We start from the raw sequence: 19,548 nt of genomic DNA on the forward strand, positions 1-19,548 counted from the left end.
TCACGCTTCTGATGCCGGTTTAATCAGCCGGCGGGCAATGTCGAGGTTTCGAGGCGGCGGGTTTGGACGAGCCGAATCAGCGGGATCAGCAGCAGCAGCGCCGCGACGACCAGAAGACCTGCTGCGATCGGAGAAGCGACCAGCGTCAGCGGATCGCCCTGGCCGATTGCCAGCGCGCGTCGAAGCTGCAATTCGGCCATCGGGCCGAGAATGAGGCCGATCAATGCGGGCGCAATCGGCACCGAGCAGCAGCGAAAGCCGTAGCCGACCAGGCCGAGCAGACCGAGGGCGAGCAGTTCGACCCAGGACTGGGAAATGCCCCAGACGCCGACCAGCGAAAATATCAAAATGCCGGCGTAGAGATGCGGTTTCGGAATGGCGAGCAGCTTCACCCAGACCCGCGCCATCGGCAGGTTGAGGACGAGCAGCATCAGGTTGCCGATATAGAGCGAGGCGATCACGCCCCAGACCAATTCCGGATTGCTGGTGAACAGCGTCGGCCCGGGTTGGAGCCCGTAGTTCTGGAAGGCGGCCAGCATTACCGCGGCGGTGGCCGATGTCGGCAGGCCGAGCGTGAGCAGGGGGACCATGACGCCGGCGACGGCCGCATTGTTGGCGGCCTCCGGGCCGGCGACGCCCTCGATCGCGCCATGCCCGAACTCTTCTGGCTTCTTCGAGAGGCGCCTTTCGAGCGTATAAGACAGCAGCGTGGGGATTTCCGATCCTCCGGCCGGCATGACGCCGATCGGAAAACCGAGCGCCGCCCCTCTCAGCCAGGGCTTCCAGGATCTCTGCCAATCCTCGCGCGACATCGCGATCGGCCCGTTGACCTCGATCAGCTTCTGCGGGTCCTGGCTGAGCCGGCTCGCGACGAAGAGGATTTCGCCGACGGCGAACATCGCGACCAGTACGATGGTGATGCCGATACCGTCGGACAGCTCGGGAACGCCGAAGGTCAATCGCGGCAGCCCGGCCTGATAGTCGGTGCCCATGACTGCGAGCGCAAGGCCGAAGAAGAGCGAAACCAGCCCGCGCAGGATCGAGGTGCCGAGCACGACAGAGACGGAGGTGAAAGCCAGAACCGCAAGCGCGAAATACTCGGCGGGTCCGAAGACGAAGGCGATTTCCGAGATCGTCGGGGCCGCGAGCGTGAGCAGCACGGTGCCGATCGTTCCGGCAACGAAAGAGCCGATGGCGGCGGTCGCGAGCGCCGCAGCGCCGCGGCCGTTCTTTGCCATCTTGTTTCCTTCGAGCGCCGTGATCATCGAGCCGGATTCGCCAGGCGTGTTGATCAGGATCGAGGTGGTGGAGCCGCCATACATGGCGCCGTAGAACACGCCGGCGAAGATGATGAAGGCCGCGGTCGGCGACATGCTCACGGTGACCGGCAGGAGAAGGGTGATCGTGAGGGCCGGTCCGATGCCGGGCAGGACGCCGATCGCAGTCCCCAGCGCACAGCCGACCAGTGCCCACAAGAGGTTCATCGGCTGCATGGCGACCCCGAAGCCATGCATCAGCGCATCGAAAATGGACATCAGAAGCCTCCGGGCGGGAAGAAGGCGCCGAGCTGGACGCCGAGCTTCGTGAAGGCGAACCAGGTGATCGACGTTACGACGAAGCCGATGACGACATCGACCAGCGGCCGCTTCGATCCGTATGCGCGCGTGACCAGGGCGTAGGCCACCGCTCCGCCGATGGGGAAGCCGGCATAGCCAACAAGGGCGACCGGCAGAAAGACGCCCGCCGCGGCCGTCAGGAAGCCTGTCCATGACATCGGCCGGCTGACGTCGGCACCCTCGGTCTCCTCGGGCTCGAAGGTGGTGCCCTTCATGACCTGATAGCCGAGGGCGAGGCCCAGGGCGGTGAGGATGAGGCCGATCGCGAGGACGAAGAAACCGGGGCCGATCCCGGCATAAGCCTGCGCCAGCGGCAGGTCCGTGGCCTCATGCAGCAGGACGGCCCCGAGGATCAGGACACCGGCCGGCAAACCCCAGCGCGACGGGCGTCGCGCTGGGGAGGACTTGACCACCGAGGTCATTTGGCAACCCCGAGCTCCTCGAGGATCGGCTTGATCCGGGCGTTCTCGCTGGCGATGAAGGCAGAGAAGTCGTCGCCGCCGAGATAGGCGCTCTGAAGCCCGGACTTATCCAGTTCCGCGTTCCATTCCGGGTTCTCGGTTGCTTTTCCGAAGCGCTCGACCCAAGTCTTGCGCGCTGCGGCCGACATGCCTGGGGCGCCGACGATGCCGCGCCAGTTGCCGAGGACGATATCGACGCCGCTCTCCTTCAAGGTCGGGGCATCGACACCGGCCAGGCGCTTGTCCGAGGTGACGGCGATGATCCGGACGCGCCCGGCATCGGCCAGGCCCTTGAGCTCCGACGCACCGGAGACGAGGACGGAGATCTTGCCGCCGGCGAGCTGCGTGACGGCTTCGGCGCCGCCGCCATAGGCGATGTAGTTCAGCCGTTGCAGCGGAAGACCGGCATTCTTCGCGATCATCCCGGCGATGATGTGATCGACGCCGCCGGCCGAGCCGCCGCCGAACGCCACCGCGCCCGGATTGGCCTTCAGGGCCTCGCTGAGATCCTTGACGGTCTTGAAGGGCGAATTCGCCGGCACCGCCAGGCCATTATACTCGAAAGTCAGCCGCGCGATCGGCGTCGTCTCGGCGATCTGCGGCGAACCTTTTGTCGCCATGATCGACCCCAGCAGGATCACGCCCATACCCATCAGGGCGTTGTCCTGCCCCTTGCTGGTGCGGATGAACTCGCCGAGGCCAAGCGTCCCGCCCGCGCCTGGCTTATTGGTGAACACGGCCCCGTCTTTGAACTGACCGCTCTTGTCGAGCATGGTCATCGCGAGGCGGGTCGTGGTGTCGTACCCGCCGCCTGCTCCCGCCGGAACCATGACCTTGGCGGGCTCCGCCACCGCCATTCCCGCGAATCCGACCGCCATAGCGATGGAAAGCATCGTCCTGCGCATTGTCCGCATCCTCCCTGTTGGATGGCGAATGATTGTATTTTGGATATCCGTAGCTATTGTTTTTTGGATATGCAAGATATAATAGCTGCACGAGTTTACGGAGGAGCGTCATGTTGGAAAGAGCCACGCTGGCCGCGTTGGGGCCTGAGGTCGGCAGGGCGCGCTATGTGCCGATCGCTCGTTATCCCGGCATCGAGCAGTTGCCGTTTTCGCTGCGGATCGTGCTGGAAAACCTGCTGCGGCAGCAGTTCTTCGAAGGTGTGGCGAACGACGCCCAGGTTCGGGCCGTCCTCGCGCGCGAGGTGGGCACTGCGCTGACCTTCAAGCCGACGCGGATCTACGGCCAGGACATCTTGGCGAAAGTGATGCTGGTCGACATGGCCGGACTGCGCGACGCGCTTGCGAGCGAGGGCAAGGACCCCGGCGTCGTCAATCCGGCTGTGCCCGTCGACATCGTCATCGACCATTCGCTCCAGGTCGATTTCTTCGGCACGCGCGATGCGCCACGCCTCAACCTGGAGATGGAGTACCGCCGGAATGCCGAGCGTTTCGCCTTCCTGCGCTGGTGCTCGGAAAGCTTCGACGGCGTCCGCGTGGTCCCGCCCGGGAAGGGCATCATGCACCAGATCCATATCGAGAAGATCGGACAAGTCGTCTGGCTGGAAGAGCTGAAGGGGATGCAGGTGGCGTCGCCCGATACCTGCGTCGGAACGGATAGCCACACGCCGATGATCAACGGCCTCGGAATCCTCGGCTGGGGCGTCGGTGGCATCGAGGCCGAGGCCGTGATGCTCGGCAAGGGCGTCGCGATGGCGCTGCCGCGCGTCATCGGGGTCGAGGTCAAGGGCCGATTGCGCGAAGGCGTGATGCCGACCGACCTCGTGCTGACCATCACCGAGCGCCTGCGCAAGGTCGGTGTCGTCGGCGAGTTCGTCGAGTTCTACGGACCCGGCTTGCAGCAGCTCTCGGTCGCCGACCGCGGAACCATCGCGAACATGGCGCCGGAATACGGGGCCACCGCCGTCTATTTCCCGATCGATCGGCGTTCGATCGACTTTCTGGAAATGACAGCCCGTCCGGCCGACCAGATTGCCCTGGTCGAGGCCTATGCCCGCGCCCAGAAGCTGTGGCGGGACGAGGCGACCCCGGCACCCGTCTTCGACCTCGTGGTCGAGATAGATCTGGCCGATATCCGCCCGTCGATGGCAGGCCCCAAGAATCCCGAGGATCGCTTCGATCTTGCCGATGCCGCGACCGCGTTCGCCGTGCATTGCCGGGAGATCGCCGGCCGGGAACCCTCACGGCAGGGCCACCCGGTCGCGGGAAGCGGCTTCTCGATCAAGGACGGCGATCTGGCGATCGCGGCCATAACCAGTTGCACCAACACCTCGAACCCGGTCGGCATGATCGCCGCGGGGCTGGTCGCCCGCAACGCCGCGCGCCTGGGGCTGAACTCGAAGCCCTGGGTGAAGACCTCGCTCGCTCCCGGAAGCCATGTGGTGGCCGAAATCCTGGAGCGCTGCGGATTGCAACGGGATCTCGACGCGCTCGGTTTCCAGGTCGTCGGCTTCGGCTGCACCACCTGCAATGGAGGGTCCGGGCCGTTGCCCCAACCGATCGCCGATGCGATCGAAGGCAACGGAATCCTGGCAACGGCAGTCCTCTCGGGCAACCGGAACTTCCAGGGACGTATCCACCCGAATGTCCGTGCCGCCTATCTGGCATCGCCCGCCCTGGTCGTCGCCTATGCCATTGCCGGGTCGATGACGCTCGACGTCGCCCGTGAGCCGATCGGCACCGCGGCAGACGGCAGGGACGTGTACCTGGCCGATATCTGGCCATCCTTCGCCGAGATCGACGCTCTGGTCGCGACGGCCTACACGCCCGAGGTCTTCGCCGAGAAATACGCGGACCTCTTTGACGGAGGCGAGCCATGGGCGAGGCTCGCGACCAAGCCTTCCGCCCTGTTCCCGTGGCAGCAGGGCAGCACCTATGTGCGCCTGCCTCCTTACTTCGAGGGGCTTTCGCCGCAGACGGCGCGCGGCTTCGATATCCGTGGCGCACGCCCGCTGGTCATTCTGGGCGACTCGATCACCACCGATGACATCTCGCCATCCGGTGCAATCAGCCTCGGAACGCCTTCGGCGGACCTGCTTCTGTCCTACGGCGTGCAGAAGGCCGACTTCAACAACTACACCACCCGCCGGGCCAATCATGAGGTTGCTGTCCGCGCCACCTTCGCGAACATCCGCCTGCGCAACCGCATCGTTCCCGGCGTGGAAGGCGGCTTCACCAAGGTCATGCCGAAGGGCGAGCAGATGCGGATATTCGAGGCCGCACAGGCCTATATGGATCGCGGCACCCCGCTCGTCGTGATCGCGGGCAAGAACTATGGCTGCGGCTCGTCGCGCGACTGGGCAGCGAAGGGCGTGGCTCTGCTCGGCGTGAAGGCGGTCATCGCCGAAGGGTTCGAGCGGATCCACCGCACCAATCTCGTCGGCATGGGCGTCTTGCCGCTTCAGTTCGGCGATGGCGTCGACCGTGAAGCGCTCGAACTCGACGGCTCCGAGATCTATGACGTCGTGGGTCTGGATCGCGAGTTTTCCGTTCGTGACCTAGTGACCTGCCGCATCACCCGGGCCAATGGGCAATCGTTCGAGATCCCTCTCACCATTCGCCTCGATACCCCCGAGGACATCGCCTATTGGCGTAACGGGGGCATCCTGCCCTTCGTCTGGAGGGAGTATATGGGCACAGGCGTGCCGATCGCGAGGACAGCATGAGCCAGCAATTCATTCCCGCCGTCTTCTACCGCGGCGGCACGAGCAAGGGCGTGTTCTTCAACGCGAAGGTTCTGCCGCAGGATCGCGATACCGTCAGCAGGATGCTCGTCACTGCCCTCGGCAGCCCCGATCCCTACGGCCGGCAGCTCGACGGCATGGGCGGCGGCATCTCCTCGCTGTCGAAGGCCGTGATCATCGGGCCGCCGACGCATCCCGATGCGGATGTCGACTACACCTTCATCCAGATCGCCGTCGATCAGCCGGTGGCAGACTGGACCAACAACTGCGGCAACCTGTCTTCAGCGGTCGGCCATTTCGCGGTCGACGAGGGGTTCGTGCCGGCTGCGGACGGAGAAGTGCTGATCCGCATCCACCAGACCAACACCCGGAAGCTGATTCATTCCCGCTTCCAGGTGAAGGACGGCAAGGCCGAAACCCGGGGGGACTACACCATCGCGGGCGTTTCGACACCGGGATCGCGAATTCGCCTGGATTTCCTTGACCCCGACGGAGCGGTGACCGGAAAATTGCTGCCCACCGGGCATGTCGTCGACACCATCGACCTCGGAGTGGATGGCCGCTTTGAGGTCTCGATCGTCGATGCGACGTCCCTGATCGCCTATGTCGAGGCGGCCGCTTTCGGGCTGACCGGCGCGGAAACCCCGGATCTGGTCGAGGCCACCCCCGGCGTCATGGACAAGCTGGAAGCTCTTCGTCGCCGCGCCGGCGTTCTCGCCGGCCTTGGCGCGAGGCCCGAGGCTATCGGTCTCCAGACGCCGCGCATCGCACTGGTTTCCGCTCCGGTGGCGTTCGAGGCCCTGGACGGAGAAGTCTTCACGCCCGATCAGTTCGATGTCGCGACACGCATGATTTCGATGCAACGCGCACACAAGGCCATCCCTGGCACGGGCGGCCTCAATCTCGGGGTGGCGACCCAGATTGCCGGCACGATTCCCAACCGCCTCTCGAAGCCGGCCAATGCCGCTGGTGAAGTGCGCGTCGCGAATCCGTCCGGCCTGGTTTCCGTCGGCTCCGTCGTGCATGAGACAGAGCGCGGGTGGACTGCTGACAGCGCCGTCCTGTTCCGGACCGCTAGGCGCTTGATGCAGGGTGAGATAGCCATTCCGGTGTCGAACGGGGCCTGAAATGTCACAACAGCCGACCACGTTGCAGCTCAAGCTGGCCAATCAGATCTTGTCGCATGCGCGGTCGTCGGGCTGGCAAAACGGCCACCATCTTACCGAGGACTCGTTGCAGCCCGTGCTGGGGGCTTCCCGGACGCCCATCCGCGCCGCGATGGCGCATCTGGCCGAGGCAGGCGTCCTGGAGCGCCGGCCGAACAAGGGCTTCTTCCTCAAGGATCTCTCTGTCCGAGAAAAGGCATCAGCGGGAGAAGCGGAAGCCGGCGAAGATGCGTCGGCCACCTATCTCGCGATCGCGATGGACCGCTTGAACCACAGGCTTCCAGAGGTGGTGAGCGAGAACGAGCTCATCCGCCGCTATGACCTCTCCCGGGCACGGCTGCGCCACATCCTGGCGAGGATGGCCTCGGAAGGCTGGGTTGAGCGCCGGCAGGGGCGCGGATGGGAATTCCAGCCCCTGATCGACACCCTCGACGCCTATCGCGAGAACTATCGCTTTCGCCAGATGATGGAGCCGACGGCGATGCGATCTCCCGAGTTCGCGCCCGACATGGACCGGCTGCGCTCGCTGCGTGACCAGCAAACCTTCGTCCTTGAGGAAGGGTATCGGCGGCTCGGGCAGATCGAGCTTTTCGAGATCAACTCGTCCTTCCACGAGGGTATCGCGGCGATGTCCGGAAACCGCTTCTTCGTGCAGACCTTGGCAAGGCTGAACCAGTTGCGGCGGCTCATGGAATATGGCCGCCCGCTCGATCGCGAGCGCGCTCGCCGTGTCTGCCTCGAACACCTTGGTATCATCGAGTTGCTCATGGCTGGCGACAGGACGGGAGCCGCGGATCGGATGCAGCTCCATCTTACCGATGCCGCTCTGGAGAAGGCTCCCATGATGAGCGGCTTGCAATCCTCGTGAGGAGCAGTGGCGGATGCGGACATGTTGACTGAGAGCGGCAGGCTGCGGGCCGCTATCAACCTGGGCAACCCGGTTCTTGCGCAGCGCCGCCCGAACGGTGAGCTGACCGGGGTTACGGTAGCGCTTGCGCGGGCATTAGCCGACCGCGAAGGGCTGGCGCTCGACCTCATCCCGTTCGACGGTGCTGGCAAGGTGGTCGATGCGGCGGCAGACGATATCTGGGACGTGGCCTTCCTCGCCATCGATCCCAAGCGGGCCACGGAGATTGCCTTCACCGAGCCTTACCTCGTGATCGAGGGCGTGTTCGTGGTCGCGGCGGCGTCGCCGTTCCAAAGCATTCGGGATGTCGACCAGGCGGGCGTGCGGGTTTCCGTCGGGCGCGGCGCCGCCTACGATCTGCATCTTACGCGGACGCTGAAGCATGCCGAGATCGTGCGCGTTCCGACCTCGGCCGAGGCCCTGCCTCATTTTCTCTCGCAGGGCCTTGAGGCAGGAGCCGGAATTCGACAACCCGCAGCAGCGTTCGTCGCGCGAAACCCGGGCCTACGGCTGATCGAAGAACCGTTCATGGAAATTCGGCAGGCGATGGCGCTGCCCATTCGGCAATCTGACCAATTGCCGAGACTCCAGCGCTTCTTGGATGAAGCTGCGGTTAGCGGGTTGATTGCCGAATCCCTATCGAATTCAGCCGAAAACGGCTGACGACCCTTTGGTCACAGCGTCGATAGCCATCTCATCTACGCGCCATGACCGTGAGAAAATCGGTGCGCAAGGCTCGAGGGAATGAGCGCTGCGGACATCTGCCGAGGTTGATCTTCTTCATCTTTCAGGAGGCTTGGGCTGGCGTTCCTGATCCAAGCAACCGAAGCCCTATTGCTGCCGCGTCGCGCTCCGGCATAGGGGCAGAACTGCGGCTTAGCTTCACATCCGCATCGTCGATGTCGTTCCTTCTGAAGGCGAAAACTCACTCCAGAGGCCATCCTCGATCGAGAACTGATGAACGCTGAAGCTAAGTGCGATAGCGCACGCGATCTTGATGCTGTTCTGATCGTCCTGATCCAACGATTGGAAAATCTTCGCCGTCATTGGCTTGTCGTCCGCGAGCTGGTGCCGGAACCAGGCGAGGCGGCCTTTCGCCTTGAAGTCCGTGTATCCCTCGGCTGCCAGCCTTTCGGGAAAGGCCGCGATCAGATCGGCGTTAACCGGCACCTCGACATTGTCGAACTTGAACCAGCGATAGCCTTCCTGAGTGGGAGGCAGAGGGAGCTTGTCGTTCACGGCAAGAATCGAGAGCTGCCGAACGGCACTCTTCAATGCCGCAGATTGGCTCTGGTAGCTTCCCACGCTGCCCATCATCGTCGGCACTCCCGGGGGGAGATTCTTGAAGGTGACGTCAGCGTGCCACCCATCGTCCGCCTGATAGACATGAACGCCTTCGACCTTCAACAGCCGCCACCATTCAAGCGAGGAAGCGGCCGTCATAGTTTTCGCGTCGATGGTGGACGTACCGACATTGCTGAGCTTGCCCTTCAGTTCCTGGAGTAGGGTGCTCGCGCGAAGACGGTTCTCATGTGTGGAGTGGTCGTAGCTCATGGCTGTCTACCCGAACGGCTTGGCTGGGAATTGCTGCCTCGGATTGAGGTTCACGAGTCTCCGAGCAAGCCACAAACAGCGGCTTCGATCTTATTCGCCATGATGGTTCAGATGCAGCGGGCCGTCTCAGCACCTCGGATTTCACACAGTCAAAGATAACGAGACTGGCAAAAAATGCACGTTTCATTATCTTTGACTGGGCATGGGGCCTGCGGTCCAGTGAGGTTTTGTCCCCGAAATCGCACTTGGGGGGCTTTTCGTCCCGAGCAGTGATTTTCTGTCCCACAATGTCGAGGCCGCCAAACCGAGCGGATTTCTGTGGTGTCGTCCAGTGGTGGGAAGCTAATACGCGTCGGCATCCTTGAACTGTTGAGCCAACGCCGCCGCTCGCTTCTTCAGCAAGGCGTCACCCGACTCGCGGGCGAGGTTCTCCGCCCTTGAGCGCGCGACCGCATAGTCCATGAAATAGCGCAGCGTCGATTCCTTAAGTGCGACATACTCCCCCCGTGCTGAAGAACTTACGCGGCCGCCCATGAGCTCGAGCACGCTCACCAACCCCTCATCGGTCGCAATCTGCGACGTAACGAATTCCTTCGGCCCCTCGGGATCGCCGGCCTGATACCAGGCGAAGAGCGCGCTGAGGGGGCGCCGCAACGCCGTCCATTCTTCAAGGCGAAGATTTCTGTATCTTTCGACCATGATCGCCGAGACTCGATCAAGCTCATCGGCCTCGAAATGCTTCTCGCCACTCGGACGCCCTTCGACGCGCCCATGCGCGAATGTCTCGCTCCTCAGGAGGGTCGTCAGCCAATCCATCGCTCGGCTCCGGAACATGCCGAGCAACGTTTCCTCTCGACGATCCTCCAGTCTCGGTAGGAGCCACTTGAGGACGCGACGTCCCTCCACCCAAGATTGCGGATCACCGAGGCCTTCGTCACGCACCGACGCCATCTCGTCCAGCCGGTCGGCCATCGCGCAGAGAAGCGTCTGAGCTCGCGCCGAGCCGAACGTGTCCCCATCTGCGTCGACGATACGGCTCAGCATCGCCTCAGCTTTCGTTGCACCGGTCGAAAGCCGCTCGTTGTTCCAACTCGCCAGCAGTTTCGAGGCCTCGGCCACCGAGGCGTCCAATGCTGCGAACAGGGCCTGGAAGTCAGTACGCCGCGGTGCGTTGCGAGGCTGTTGCACCGCGAAATAGAGACGGTAGTGATCTGGGCTGGCCAGTCTGCTGGAGCGGGCTGCTCTCGCTACCTCCTCCTTGGGGATGTGAGCATGAACGCCGGGCTCGTCATCCTTGCCGTAGTTCATCCACTCCTCGATGCCGGGGAGGAATTCTGACAGTCTATGACGGGCGTGTTCGAACTCGGCGCTTTCGGCCAGCAGTGCTTCGTCGAGGCGTTTACGAGACGACCGCTTCTCATCTTCGCTGATGATCGCGATCCCGGATGTCTGGGCAGCGACCTCGGGAAGATAGTGTTCGATCCAGCCGTAGAGCTTTGGGTTGCCGACCTTGATGAGGTGCAGCCAGACAAGGTCGCTAAGATCGACCTGATCCTGCAACGCACCCCAGAAGAATCGGATGCCGTCCAGGCATCTGACGACATGACGCGGTGTAGAGAGGTAGCGGCCGCCCTCAATGTCCACGACTGCACCAAGCCGCGATCTCCATGCCCCGGCTTCGTCGGCAGCATAAGGAAGCGCATCTATCTCCTCGCGGAACCATCGACGCAGGTCGAAAGCCTCAGGCCGCGGTACCGAGATCGCGATCTGGACGATCTTCTCAATGTAGGCGTGCCCATTTTCCACCTGGGCGGCTGCCTGTATCGAGTGGGCAACAATGCTAGGATCGTAGCAAAGCATATAGACCACATTCGGGAAGTCGGCGACTGAACGGACGAGCCGCAGAATCTCGACAACCTCACTTGGTTCCAACCGATCAACGTCGTCGACGGTGACAACGATGCGGCGCGGTAAGGAGCCGAGGCGTTGGCGCAAGTCCGCCTTCTCGGCGGCAATCGAGCGTTTGCCGTCCAGACCGTTCGCCGCCTTAGCGATCGCCTCGATGGCCTCACCGGCAAGCGCCGCCCCGGGAACGACGGAGCCGGCGACCTTTGCCAATGTGCCTAGGCCGCCGAGTTGTGCGGCGAAGCCAACGACCTTCTTGCCAGCCTCTCCCAGTTCACGGCGTTGCCGTCCGACCGGATCGCCCGAGCCCTCTTCAATTGTATCAACAGCTATGGCGAGCTCGCTGAACAGCGCCAGCAGCAAGCTGTTTCTGAGCCTTGAACGCTTCGGCGGCTTTTCGAGGGACGGCGACGTAGGGACAGCGGTTTTTGGGACTTATGCGCCTCTCGCTCGATAGCGCCTTACTCTCGACGAGTGCGCTCAGAACCCGATCTGTTGTGCCGAGCATGTCTGCCGCTTGGCCCATCGTAAGATGATCGCTGTCTTCACTGCGTATGAGTCTTTTCACCTCGGTGACATCGACCAACAGAGACGGGAAACCGGTCGTAGCGGTCCATGAACCGACCCAACGGAGCCGGCGGTCCAGGATTAGTCTTACAATCTCCATTGCTGAGCAGCAGGTACGTTTCGCGGCAGCGGCGATCGTCATCTGGGGCCACTCTGGTTCTTTGACCCAAACGACGTTGGTGAATAGCCGCATCTTAAATTCGTCGAGCTCGCGACGGTCGTAGCACTGATCGCCAAGCTCGAGCCGTTCATGGCCTTCCATTGGCTGAATGAAGCCATGATCAACCAGCAGTTTCGTGTGTACGCGACCAGAGTTCAGGTTGGTCTCGACCTGCTTCTGAGTAAGTGCGTTCTGAAGTTTGTCGAGGACCGGCACGGCAGCCTCAGACGAGAACGTTGCCACGTTATCCGTGAGGTGATCGGACCTGGCGGTTAGGATGCCGGATGCGCGAAGCACGCGCCGGAGACGCTTACGGTGAAGCCCGGTTGCGCTGCTTGCCGTGGAGACCGAATGGAGGCGCCGCTCCGTCACGATCTGCTTGCCGAAAAGAAGATCCTCAGGACTTACGGGGGCCGTATCCGCAACGAAGTCAATGATGAGGTTGCGGATGCAGTCGTAATTCGGGTCTTCCCGAAGCGAATACAGCCATTTGAAGAGCCGACCGAACCATGCTTGCGGCCCTGCACTGTGCCCATGCGAACCGACATGCGCCGTCCAGAGATCATGCAGAAGCTCCCTGACGCGCTTGGGCCCGCCAATGGCCAGGTCGAATCCAGCTTCTCCTGCGCTGCGCCAGTCTTCATCGCTCAGTTCTTTCAGCGTGACGTGTCGGCCCCTCTGGATGACCGCGCCGACGACTTCACAGGTCTTAATCGCAACGTAGCAGGGCAGAGAGTCCAGCCAGGGGCTCCCGGCGCGCCCGTCCAGCCTATGCTGCACATAGTGCTCAAAGCGCGTCGGGGTGCGGCTAACGGCTTCGGCGGCCAGTTGCACCATACGGGGGATCGCAGCAGCCGCGCTTCGCGCGAAGTCGTGCACCAGCGAGGGATCGTCGGTATGAGCAACGCACACGAGTTCGACGTGGTGAACCATGCAGATGCGTGAGTGCTGAAAAAGCCAGTCGGCGCGTGCGCTCACGTTCCAGGAGGGGCCGGTCTCGAGATCTTCCGTCAGGCAGCGTGGGCAGGCCATTTGGCGCGCCCGCCGAAGGGATGATCTGGAGAAGGTCTGGCCGCGATACTCGTAGTGCCCCTCATGGCGGATGATCGCCCATCGTGAGATCACGGCAGGAGTTTCATCAACGAGATGGGCTAGGCGCGCCAGTGCTCCTGGGTCGCCGTCGACTATTTCCTGCTGCTGGAAGCCCATATCGAGGGAGAAGACGCGGACGCTCTGCGACCGATGGAGCAGCGCGAGACGCGAAACAAGGCTCGCCGGAGACTCGCCCGTTCGCGGCTTCAACGTCGGATACAGAGATGTCATGACCGGCCGCCCTTCTTGCTGCCGCGTCCGCGGCGGGCTTTGGACAAGGGCTGCCACTCCGGGTCGACCGGAGGCTCATTGGCAAGCACGAGCGTGCAATCGAGTTCTGCCCAACCCGACGCGATGAAAGGGTTCATCGGGGAGGCGCATCCAGTTCGATCGGTGAAGGCGGTCGCGAACTGCTCTGTCCCCAGAGGCTTTTTCTCCGCAAGGGCATGTTCGATCGCCTCGTGGATGAGTTCGATGGCGACGCCTAGGCGGTAAAGCGCGGCATGGATGAGGCGAGGGGCGATCTCTGTCGGCTGTGCGTTGCTAATTTCGACGTTCGCAACTTCTGCCAAGCCAAGGATGAGGCCTTCAATCATGTCCAAATCGCGGGGCAATTGCAGCAGAGGGACCGAGACGAATTGGCCACGCCTGCGGATCTCGTCGACGCGTCGCATCTCAGGGACGAGACCGGGCAAACCCGAGATGATTAGTCCAACCGGCCAGTCAGGTGAGACCATGAGCCCCTTGAGGGCCTTGCGGATATTGTCCAGCTGCAGCGAGTTCGCGCCGTCTGTCAGATTATGCATCTCGTCGAGATGGATGAGCAGGACGCCGGCGGCAGGCAGCAACTCATGGATACGAGCCCAGATGATGTGGTCCGCCAGTTCCCGGGACAGCGGATAGCCAAGTGCTCTCAACAGCTCCCGCCCGAGCGTCTTTAACGTACAGGGAGCCGGCACGGTCACGCGAATGAGGGGGGAGCGTTGCTCTCCCCGGGGTTGGAGAACCGGATGCGTCCGAAAAAGCCGGTCGAGAGACTCCGTCTTGCCAGTTCCCGCCTCGCCGGTCACGACGAGGCATCTTGCTTCAAGCCGTGTTTCGGGAAGAGGCCATCCCGCCACGATTCTGCGCGAGAGAACAGATCTGAGAAGCGTGTCGAACTTGGCACGGAGATCATCGTCCCAATCCGTMTGGATGTACCGGCCTTTCAGGCGCTCCCGCACGTCAAGCAGACGGCGCTGTGGCTCGGAGAGAGACGACCGGAGCAGGTCGATAACGTGGAAATCGGATTCGATAGACATGGCATCAGTCCGTGATGGTGAAGCGGCGCGGAGGGGGCGTCGGCTGATCCGGGGTAGGGCTGTTCGCGACCGCATGGTTCGCAGCCGGAATTGCACCGCTCGTGAGATCCTGATTGATCGGTTTCGTGTCGGGCGGCAGTTGCACAGCACGCTTGAACCCGAAGCCGATCTCTTTCTCGGTGTGTGCCAACTGTTCCGGAGTCGGGCGTGTCGAAAGAATGGAAGCCCTCTCGCCGGCAGCCCTAGCCAAATCCCAGGCGTCCTTGACCGCTTGCGCGACAATCTGGTCGTCGAGCTCGGTTTGAGCCTTGAAGCGACGACGCAAGTCGGCCTCGGCCGCGAGCCAGATGTCGAGCGAGACGCCGTCGAAGCAGGGCCGGCTATTAGGTACCACCAACCACCCGCCATCGTGGAGTCGGACAGAGACATGCGACAGGTCCATATGATCGAGGCGGACCGGAAGCCTGATACCTCCGTGTTTCCGATGGAGCTCCTGCAGCTCGAGCGAGTTGAAATGCAGCCCAAGAACCCTGACGCCACGAGGCGTCAGGCAGCATTGGGATTCAGCGCCAAACACGACGCGGCGGGTATGACGGTCCGGAGGAGGGGTGATCCCGTAGGTCTTGACCAGTCGCTTCCAACAATTGGCTGGCGTCTCACCGCCAAGCCCGGAGTGCGGGCTGTTGTGATAGATATCGAGGACCCAGCGGGTGATGACATCGCAGAGTTCCGGCAGCGTTAGGCTGATGCGAGCGATCGGATCATAGTCACCCTTTGCTGCTATCGATTCGAATGTCCTTCCGGTGAACGGACTCAGGGCCTGCGTCCCAGCCGTCTTGAAGAAGCGTTCGACGCGGCCTCTCAGCGCCGGGATTCCGGCGGGCGGTGCCTCCGCGTCTGCGCCAAGATCGATGACGGCGCGGCGGAAGCGAAGCGACATGAAGGCAGCCCCCTGATCGGTCACGATAGTTTCGGGGCTCCCGTAGAAATCTTCCCGCGATAGGGCTCCCGCTGCTAAGGCGTAAGGGGCCTTTGGTGAGACGACCATTTCGAGCGTATCGATCGCCAAGTCGGTGGTCGGGGTCAGCCCGATCTTGAAGCCGAGGACCACTCGCGTTGCGCAGTCGAGGGCGGCGCAGAGCCACGGTCGTACAGATGCGATCTCTGAACGAAGCCTGTCGGAGAGCTTGTCGAGGATCCCAAGATCGGCGCACAGCGCCTGAAGGTTGATCCGCCATTCATCGAGTTCCACACGCTGCAGCGGCCGCTCGACATCGACGCCATTGAGGACTGCGGGAAAACGCCTTTTCGCGGCGTCCAAGCCGTGTCGACAAGCGTACGTGTCGAACTCGGGAAACGAGCGGATCTCCTGCGCGAGGCGTTGGTAGCTCGGGACACGTAGAGCGAGTTCTCCGGCCGCGAGCCGCTTTACGTTCTCAAGATCGATATGGGCCTTCATCAGGCGATGAACGTCCCGGATCGTCGGCCTGGTCTCGCTCATATACCGATGGGCGAACTCAAGGAGGAGCTTGCGCTCTTCGAGCCTGAGCCGTTCCGTCACCCGATTGCCGCTATTGATCCGGCGATGGCGGAGCGCAATCGCCCGCTGACCTCCTTCGATGTACCACGATCGCCACTTGCGCGCTGTTCGGGGGCTTGGTGGCTTTGGCATGCCCGGAAGTTGATCGCCCGCCTGGAGGCGAATTGCGACGCCCTCGGCGTTTCGTTTTGCGGATCGCTTCAGCTGCGTCTCATGCAGCTTCTGCACGATTTCCGGTGCGATGCGCTTAAGCGCAGAATCGGACAACGTTGTCTTGCGTTCGACCCGCAACTTCTCGAGCTCGCGGCAAAACTCTGCTCGCCACAGGATTTTTTCCTGCTCCCTGTGAGGAAGCGAGCCGATGAATTCATCGAACGATTGGCTCGTAGCAAAGGCCTTGCTTTGGGAGAACGCTCCTCGATCGAAACGAAAGCCCTCCTTCAGAGAGGCTTCAAACAGCTCGCGATCGGTGAACTTCTGGACGACGTCCGGATCTTCGACGCGTTCAAGGACATAGCCGTGTGCAAGCCGAGACCTGCGCTTGTACGCGATGTTGTCGATGACCAGGCGATCCTGGAATGCGAGGTTGAAGCGGGGTGTGAATTCGGTCGACATCACGCAAGCTCCTCGTCATTCGAGGCGGTGACCAGACCGATCCGAGCGGCGTAGCTAATCCGCTCGTCGTTGAGGAGGCGAGCCTTGCCGCTAGCAATCAGGCGGATGACCGCTTGGAAGCCTTCACCCTCGAGTTTGCTGGCTTGGACGATTTGCCCAACGGTGGATTGAGGGGTCTTGGCGAGAAGAGTTGAAACCGCCGCATCATGGACCGGATTGGAGGTTCGACGAGACAGGCGGATCAACTTGGCGTTGTGTACCAGGTCTAGCGAGATGTCCCGGTCGGTGATCAGCTTAACGTAGTCGGCGAACCCGCCTGGAAGCTGCAGGGCCATGGACCTCAGCTTATGATCGAGACCTTCGCGCTGCGCCTTTTCCCACGGCTTCACGGCTACAGCTATCTTGCAGCCGGACAGGAGGGTTAGCAGGAAGTCGAACGTGTATCGCCGCCTCGTTCCTGCGGCGTCGGTCCAGTCTATCGCGGGCGGCTGCTCGACGATGTCCGCAATATCTGGACAGGTCGAGAGGACGAGGGCGACGTCGCGCTCCAAGCCGCTCTCACACATCAGCTCGTAGGGGACGCTGCCTGCAATGATGCTGGGCCGGCAGGCGCCACGGCTTTTCGAGTGAACGTTGCGCGAGGATCGAGATTCGCCTGGCAAATAGACGATCGGCGCCGGCGAGGGGGCAATTTCAACAATTGGGTTCATGAGATCTATTCGTTCGGTAGGCGCGCCACCGCGATCTCAGTATTCGTGCGAAACTGCTTGCACGCGCTCGCGCTCGCAGGTACACACGAATGACCAAGTCGGCAGTCGCCGGGTATGGGAATCGCTCCGAGGTTCTGAAGGCCGCTAGGAGCGAAGGATTTCTACGGGAAAGCACTTCGATTGCCGTCGAAGTGCTTTCTTCGTTCTGGGCGCGGTTTTACATTGCGATGCCCTCCGCTTCAGAACCGGGCACGGCAACGGCCAATCGCTCGGCCTCCGTTCGGGCGGCTCCTTGGAAAATTCGGGCGATGCCCAGAACGCGGCAGATCGCGGCTATTCTGGGATCGGTCGTCACAAGGTCCGGCTTCAGAACGATAAGCCCCGAAAGTGAGCCGGCTGGCGCATTGCCCAACTTAGGAGGAAGCTCGGCAATCAACGCGACGTAGTCTTGGACAGAGGGTGGAGTAGGGGCGGATACCGCAGCGATCGAACGCTCTGATGCTAAATCGATCGCGACGAGCGATCGCAACTCGCAGAACTTGATCTGGACGGCCCAGGGCTCGTCAGCATCTAGCTGACTTGTTCGAAACTCCAAGTTTGACACGCGACCTCCTTTTGGCCGCAAGCGCCGAAACCGCTTGACCTGTTACCTAGGTCGCAAGAGAGTTCGGAGCTCATCGGCGCCAGCCTTTGAGATGGTGAAGTTCGGGGGCTCGATACTTTCCTAGGGTCTCTCGCCAACGAACTTCATTGCAAAAGCGTCGGCTTTCGCCGGCGCTTTTTTGTTGTTTGCGAGCTTGGAAGCTGAATTGCGCGGCTCGCGAAATCAGGATCAGCAAGTAGCGGCCTCCCGTCGAGTCGATTCTTTCGAGCGGTGGACCCTCAAGCTCAGCTTGCCGCGCTACCGCTTTGAGCCGCGGTGCTAGGGGTTCGAAGTCGAGCGGTTGGGTTCGATTCTAGCTGCAACATTCTGAGATTGTTCAAAATTTCCCAGATCAAGGAATCGATCGTAGGTATCTTGACTCTGTTTGAGTGTAATGTTATGCGGTCCCCCGCGGTGCGGCGGAAATTCGCGGGGGTAATTGTGCGCGATTTAAATTCAGCACGCCGGTTTTTTATTTGCGAATATTACAATTCCGATATCAAATTCGCAGTATTATTGCTCGCGCAGGCGATGGCGATACCGGCTATTTCGGGCGTTTAGCCGCTTGCCTCTCGCCGCGCGGTACGCGTTCTGGCGCTCCCCCAACCACGAATTGCTACTGACAGTCTCAGCCAACGCCAGCATCTAACCTGCTGACTGGTCATTGGGGCCGCTTCGCTCCTTCCTGCCTGCATACATCGCCTCAGGGCGGTTGCGCCGCCGAGCGTGACGCGTTCCTCCTGCTACGAAGGTCTTCGGATGCGTCTGCTTGTCATGTCGGACATCCATCTGGAGTTCGGGCCGTTCGCATTCCCCGCCGACCTGCCGGATTCGACGCCGCGGTCTTCGCTGGCGACATCCATCAGCCGGTCACCGCCGCGGTCGAATGGCTCGCGCAAGAGCGCGACACCGGCGCGCTGAAAGGTCGACCGATCGTCTACGTCCCCCGGCAACCACGAATTCTACAATCATGAAATGAAGTCCGAGCTCGCCAAAGGGCAGGCGGCCGCTGACGAAGCAGGGATCCTGCTGCTGAACAGGCGCGCCGTTGTCATCGACGGGGTCCGCTTTGTCGGTGCGATCCTCTGGACCGACTACCGGTTGCTAGGCACTCCGAAGCCATCAATGATCACGGCTGGGGACGAGATGAACGACCACCGCCTGATCCGATATCGAGAGGACAGTGGCCACCATGCCCGGTTCATGCCGTGGCACGCGGCCGCCGAACATCGCAAAGACCGCGATTATCTGAGGCAGGAACTCGAGCGGCAGCACGGCGGGCCCACTGTGGTCGTAACCCACCATGCGCCGCATCCAGGCTCGGTGCAGCCGCGACATCAGGGTGGATCACTGTCTCCGGCATTCGTGTCGAATCTCGGTTGGCTGATCGAGGCCACCAGGCCGGAGTTGTGGATCCATGGGCACGATCACGGCTCTCACGATTACCTAGTCGGGCAAACGCGGGTGTTTGCCAACCAGGCCGGTTACCCGCGCGATGGATTAAGAGAGAACCCGGGTTTCCGGATCGACTGTATCGTCGAGGTCTAGGTTCGGGCAATGATACTGGCCTTGGCCCGGCTAGGCCCGCGCCGCTCGGGGTTGTCT

At 62.2% G+C, this 19,548-nt stretch carries 14 protein-coding genes; 5 read left to right on the top strand and 9 right to left on the bottom strand.

Annotated features, from left to right (window positions below):
• Nucleotides 1–23 precede the first annotated feature (23 nt).
• Genes AC1DNE_RS04805 through AC1DNE_RS04815 form a run of 3 tightly spaced genes read right to left on the bottom strand, consistent with a single transcriptional unit; the run spans nt 24 to nt 2,982 of the window.
• Complete coding sequence (locus AC1DNE_RS04805; RefSeq protein WP_476765297.1) at nt 24–1,535, bottom strand: tripartite tricarboxylate transporter permease; 1,512 nt, start codon at nt 1,533–1,535, stop codon at nt 24–26.
• Complete coding sequence (locus AC1DNE_RS04810) at nt 1,535–2,038, bottom strand: tripartite tricarboxylate transporter TctB family protein (protein WP_476765298.1); 504 nt, start codon at nt 2,036–2,038, stop codon at nt 1,535–1,537. Before AC1DNE_RS04810 ends, AC1DNE_RS04805 begins: the two co-directional genes overlap by 1 nt.
• Complete coding sequence (locus tag AC1DNE_RS04815; RefSeq protein ID WP_476765299.1) at nt 2,035–2,982, bottom strand: Bug family tripartite tricarboxylate transporter substrate binding protein; 948 nt, start codon at nt 2,980–2,982, stop codon at nt 2,035–2,037. The genes AC1DNE_RS04810 and AC1DNE_RS04815 overlap by 4 nt, the downstream gene beginning before the upstream one ends.
• A 110-nt stretch (nt 2,983–3,092) precedes the next feature.
• Between AC1DNE_RS04815 and acnA the strand changes: the two genes are divergently transcribed.
• From acnA to AC1DNE_RS04835, 4 genes are read left to right on the top strand one after another with little or no spacing between them, the layout of a single operon-like run.
• Nucleotides 3,093–5,765 (top strand): aconitate hydratase AcnA, encoded by a 2,673-nt coding sequence (gene acnA / locus AC1DNE_RS04820; RefSeq protein WP_476765300.1) that lies wholly within the window; start codon nt 3,093–3,095, stop codon nt 5,763–5,765.
• Nucleotides 5,762–6,910, top strand: coding sequence for a PrpF domain-containing protein (locus AC1DNE_RS04825; protein ID WP_476840929.1), 1,149 nt, complete (start codon nt 5,762–5,764; stop codon nt 6,908–6,910). Before acnA ends, AC1DNE_RS04825 begins: the two co-directional genes overlap by 4 nt.
• Before the next feature lies 1 nt (nt 6,911).
• The gene (locus tag AC1DNE_RS04830; RefSeq protein ID WP_038368530.1) at nt 6,912–7,817 is read left to right on the top strand and encodes a GntR family transcriptional regulator; all 906 of its coding nucleotides are present in this window, start codon (nt 6,912–6,914) and stop codon (nt 7,815–7,817) included.
• A gap of 21 nt (nt 7,818–7,838) precedes the next feature.
• A complete protein-coding gene (locus tag AC1DNE_RS04835) occupies nt 7,839–8,519 on the top strand; it encodes a transporter substrate-binding domain-containing protein (RefSeq protein WP_476765302.1) in 681 nt (226 codons plus the stop codon).
• 219 nt (nt 8,520–8,738) lie between these two features.
• On the opposite strand, the gene AC1DNE_RS04840 is transcribed toward AC1DNE_RS04835, so the two are convergent.
• The 6 genes from AC1DNE_RS04840 to AC1DNE_RS04865 form a co-directional block, all read right to left on the bottom strand.
• Nucleotides 8,739–9,410, bottom strand: a complete 672-nt coding sequence (locus AC1DNE_RS04840) for a hypothetical protein (RefSeq protein ID WP_476765303.1) — start codon at nt 9,408–9,410, stop codon at nt 8,739–8,741.
• A gap of 342 nt (nt 9,411–9,752) precedes the next feature.
• Nucleotides 9,753–11,678 carry a KAP family P-loop NTPase fold protein gene (locus tag AC1DNE_RS04845; RefSeq protein ID WP_476840930.1) on the bottom strand — a complete coding sequence of 642 codons (1,926 nt, stop codon included), beginning with the start codon at nt 11,676–11,678 and terminating at the stop codon, nt 9,753–9,755.
• On the bottom strand, nt 11,638–13,365 hold the full coding sequence (locus tag AC1DNE_RS04850) for a TniQ family protein (protein WP_476840931.1): 1,728 nt from the start codon (nt 13,363–13,365) through the stop codon (nt 11,638–11,640). The genes AC1DNE_RS04845 and AC1DNE_RS04850 overlap by 41 nt, the downstream gene beginning before the upstream one ends.
• A complete protein-coding gene (locus tag AC1DNE_RS04855) occupies nt 13,362–14,435 on the bottom strand; it encodes an ATP-binding protein (RefSeq protein ID WP_476840932.1) in 1,074 nt (357 codons plus the stop codon). Before AC1DNE_RS04855 ends, AC1DNE_RS04850 begins: the two co-directional genes overlap by 4 nt.
• Nucleotides 14,436–14,439: 4 nt before the next feature.
• The gene (locus tag AC1DNE_RS04860; RefSeq protein ID WP_441523644.1) at nt 14,440–16,590 is read right to left on the bottom strand and encodes a hypothetical protein; all 2,151 of its coding nucleotides are present in this window, start codon (nt 16,588–16,590) and stop codon (nt 14,440–14,442) included.
• Complete coding sequence (locus AC1DNE_RS04865) at nt 16,590–17,300, bottom strand: TnsA endonuclease N-terminal domain-containing protein (protein ID WP_441470811.1); 711 nt, start codon at nt 17,298–17,300, stop codon at nt 16,590–16,592. The genes AC1DNE_RS04860 and AC1DNE_RS04865 overlap by 1 nt, the downstream gene beginning before the upstream one ends.
• Nucleotides 17,301–18,918: 1,618 nt before the next feature.
• Here AC1DNE_RS04865 and AC1DNE_RS04870 point away from each other — a divergent pair.
• Nucleotides 18,919–19,491 carry a metallophosphoesterase family protein gene (locus tag AC1DNE_RS04870; protein ID WP_441470812.1) on the top strand — a complete coding sequence of 191 codons (573 nt, stop codon included), beginning with the start codon at nt 18,919–18,921 and terminating at the stop codon, nt 19,489–19,491.
• Nucleotides 19,492–19,548: the final 57 nt, after the last annotated feature.

It is taken from the genome of Allobosea sp. 05L423 (assembly GCF_056397745.1).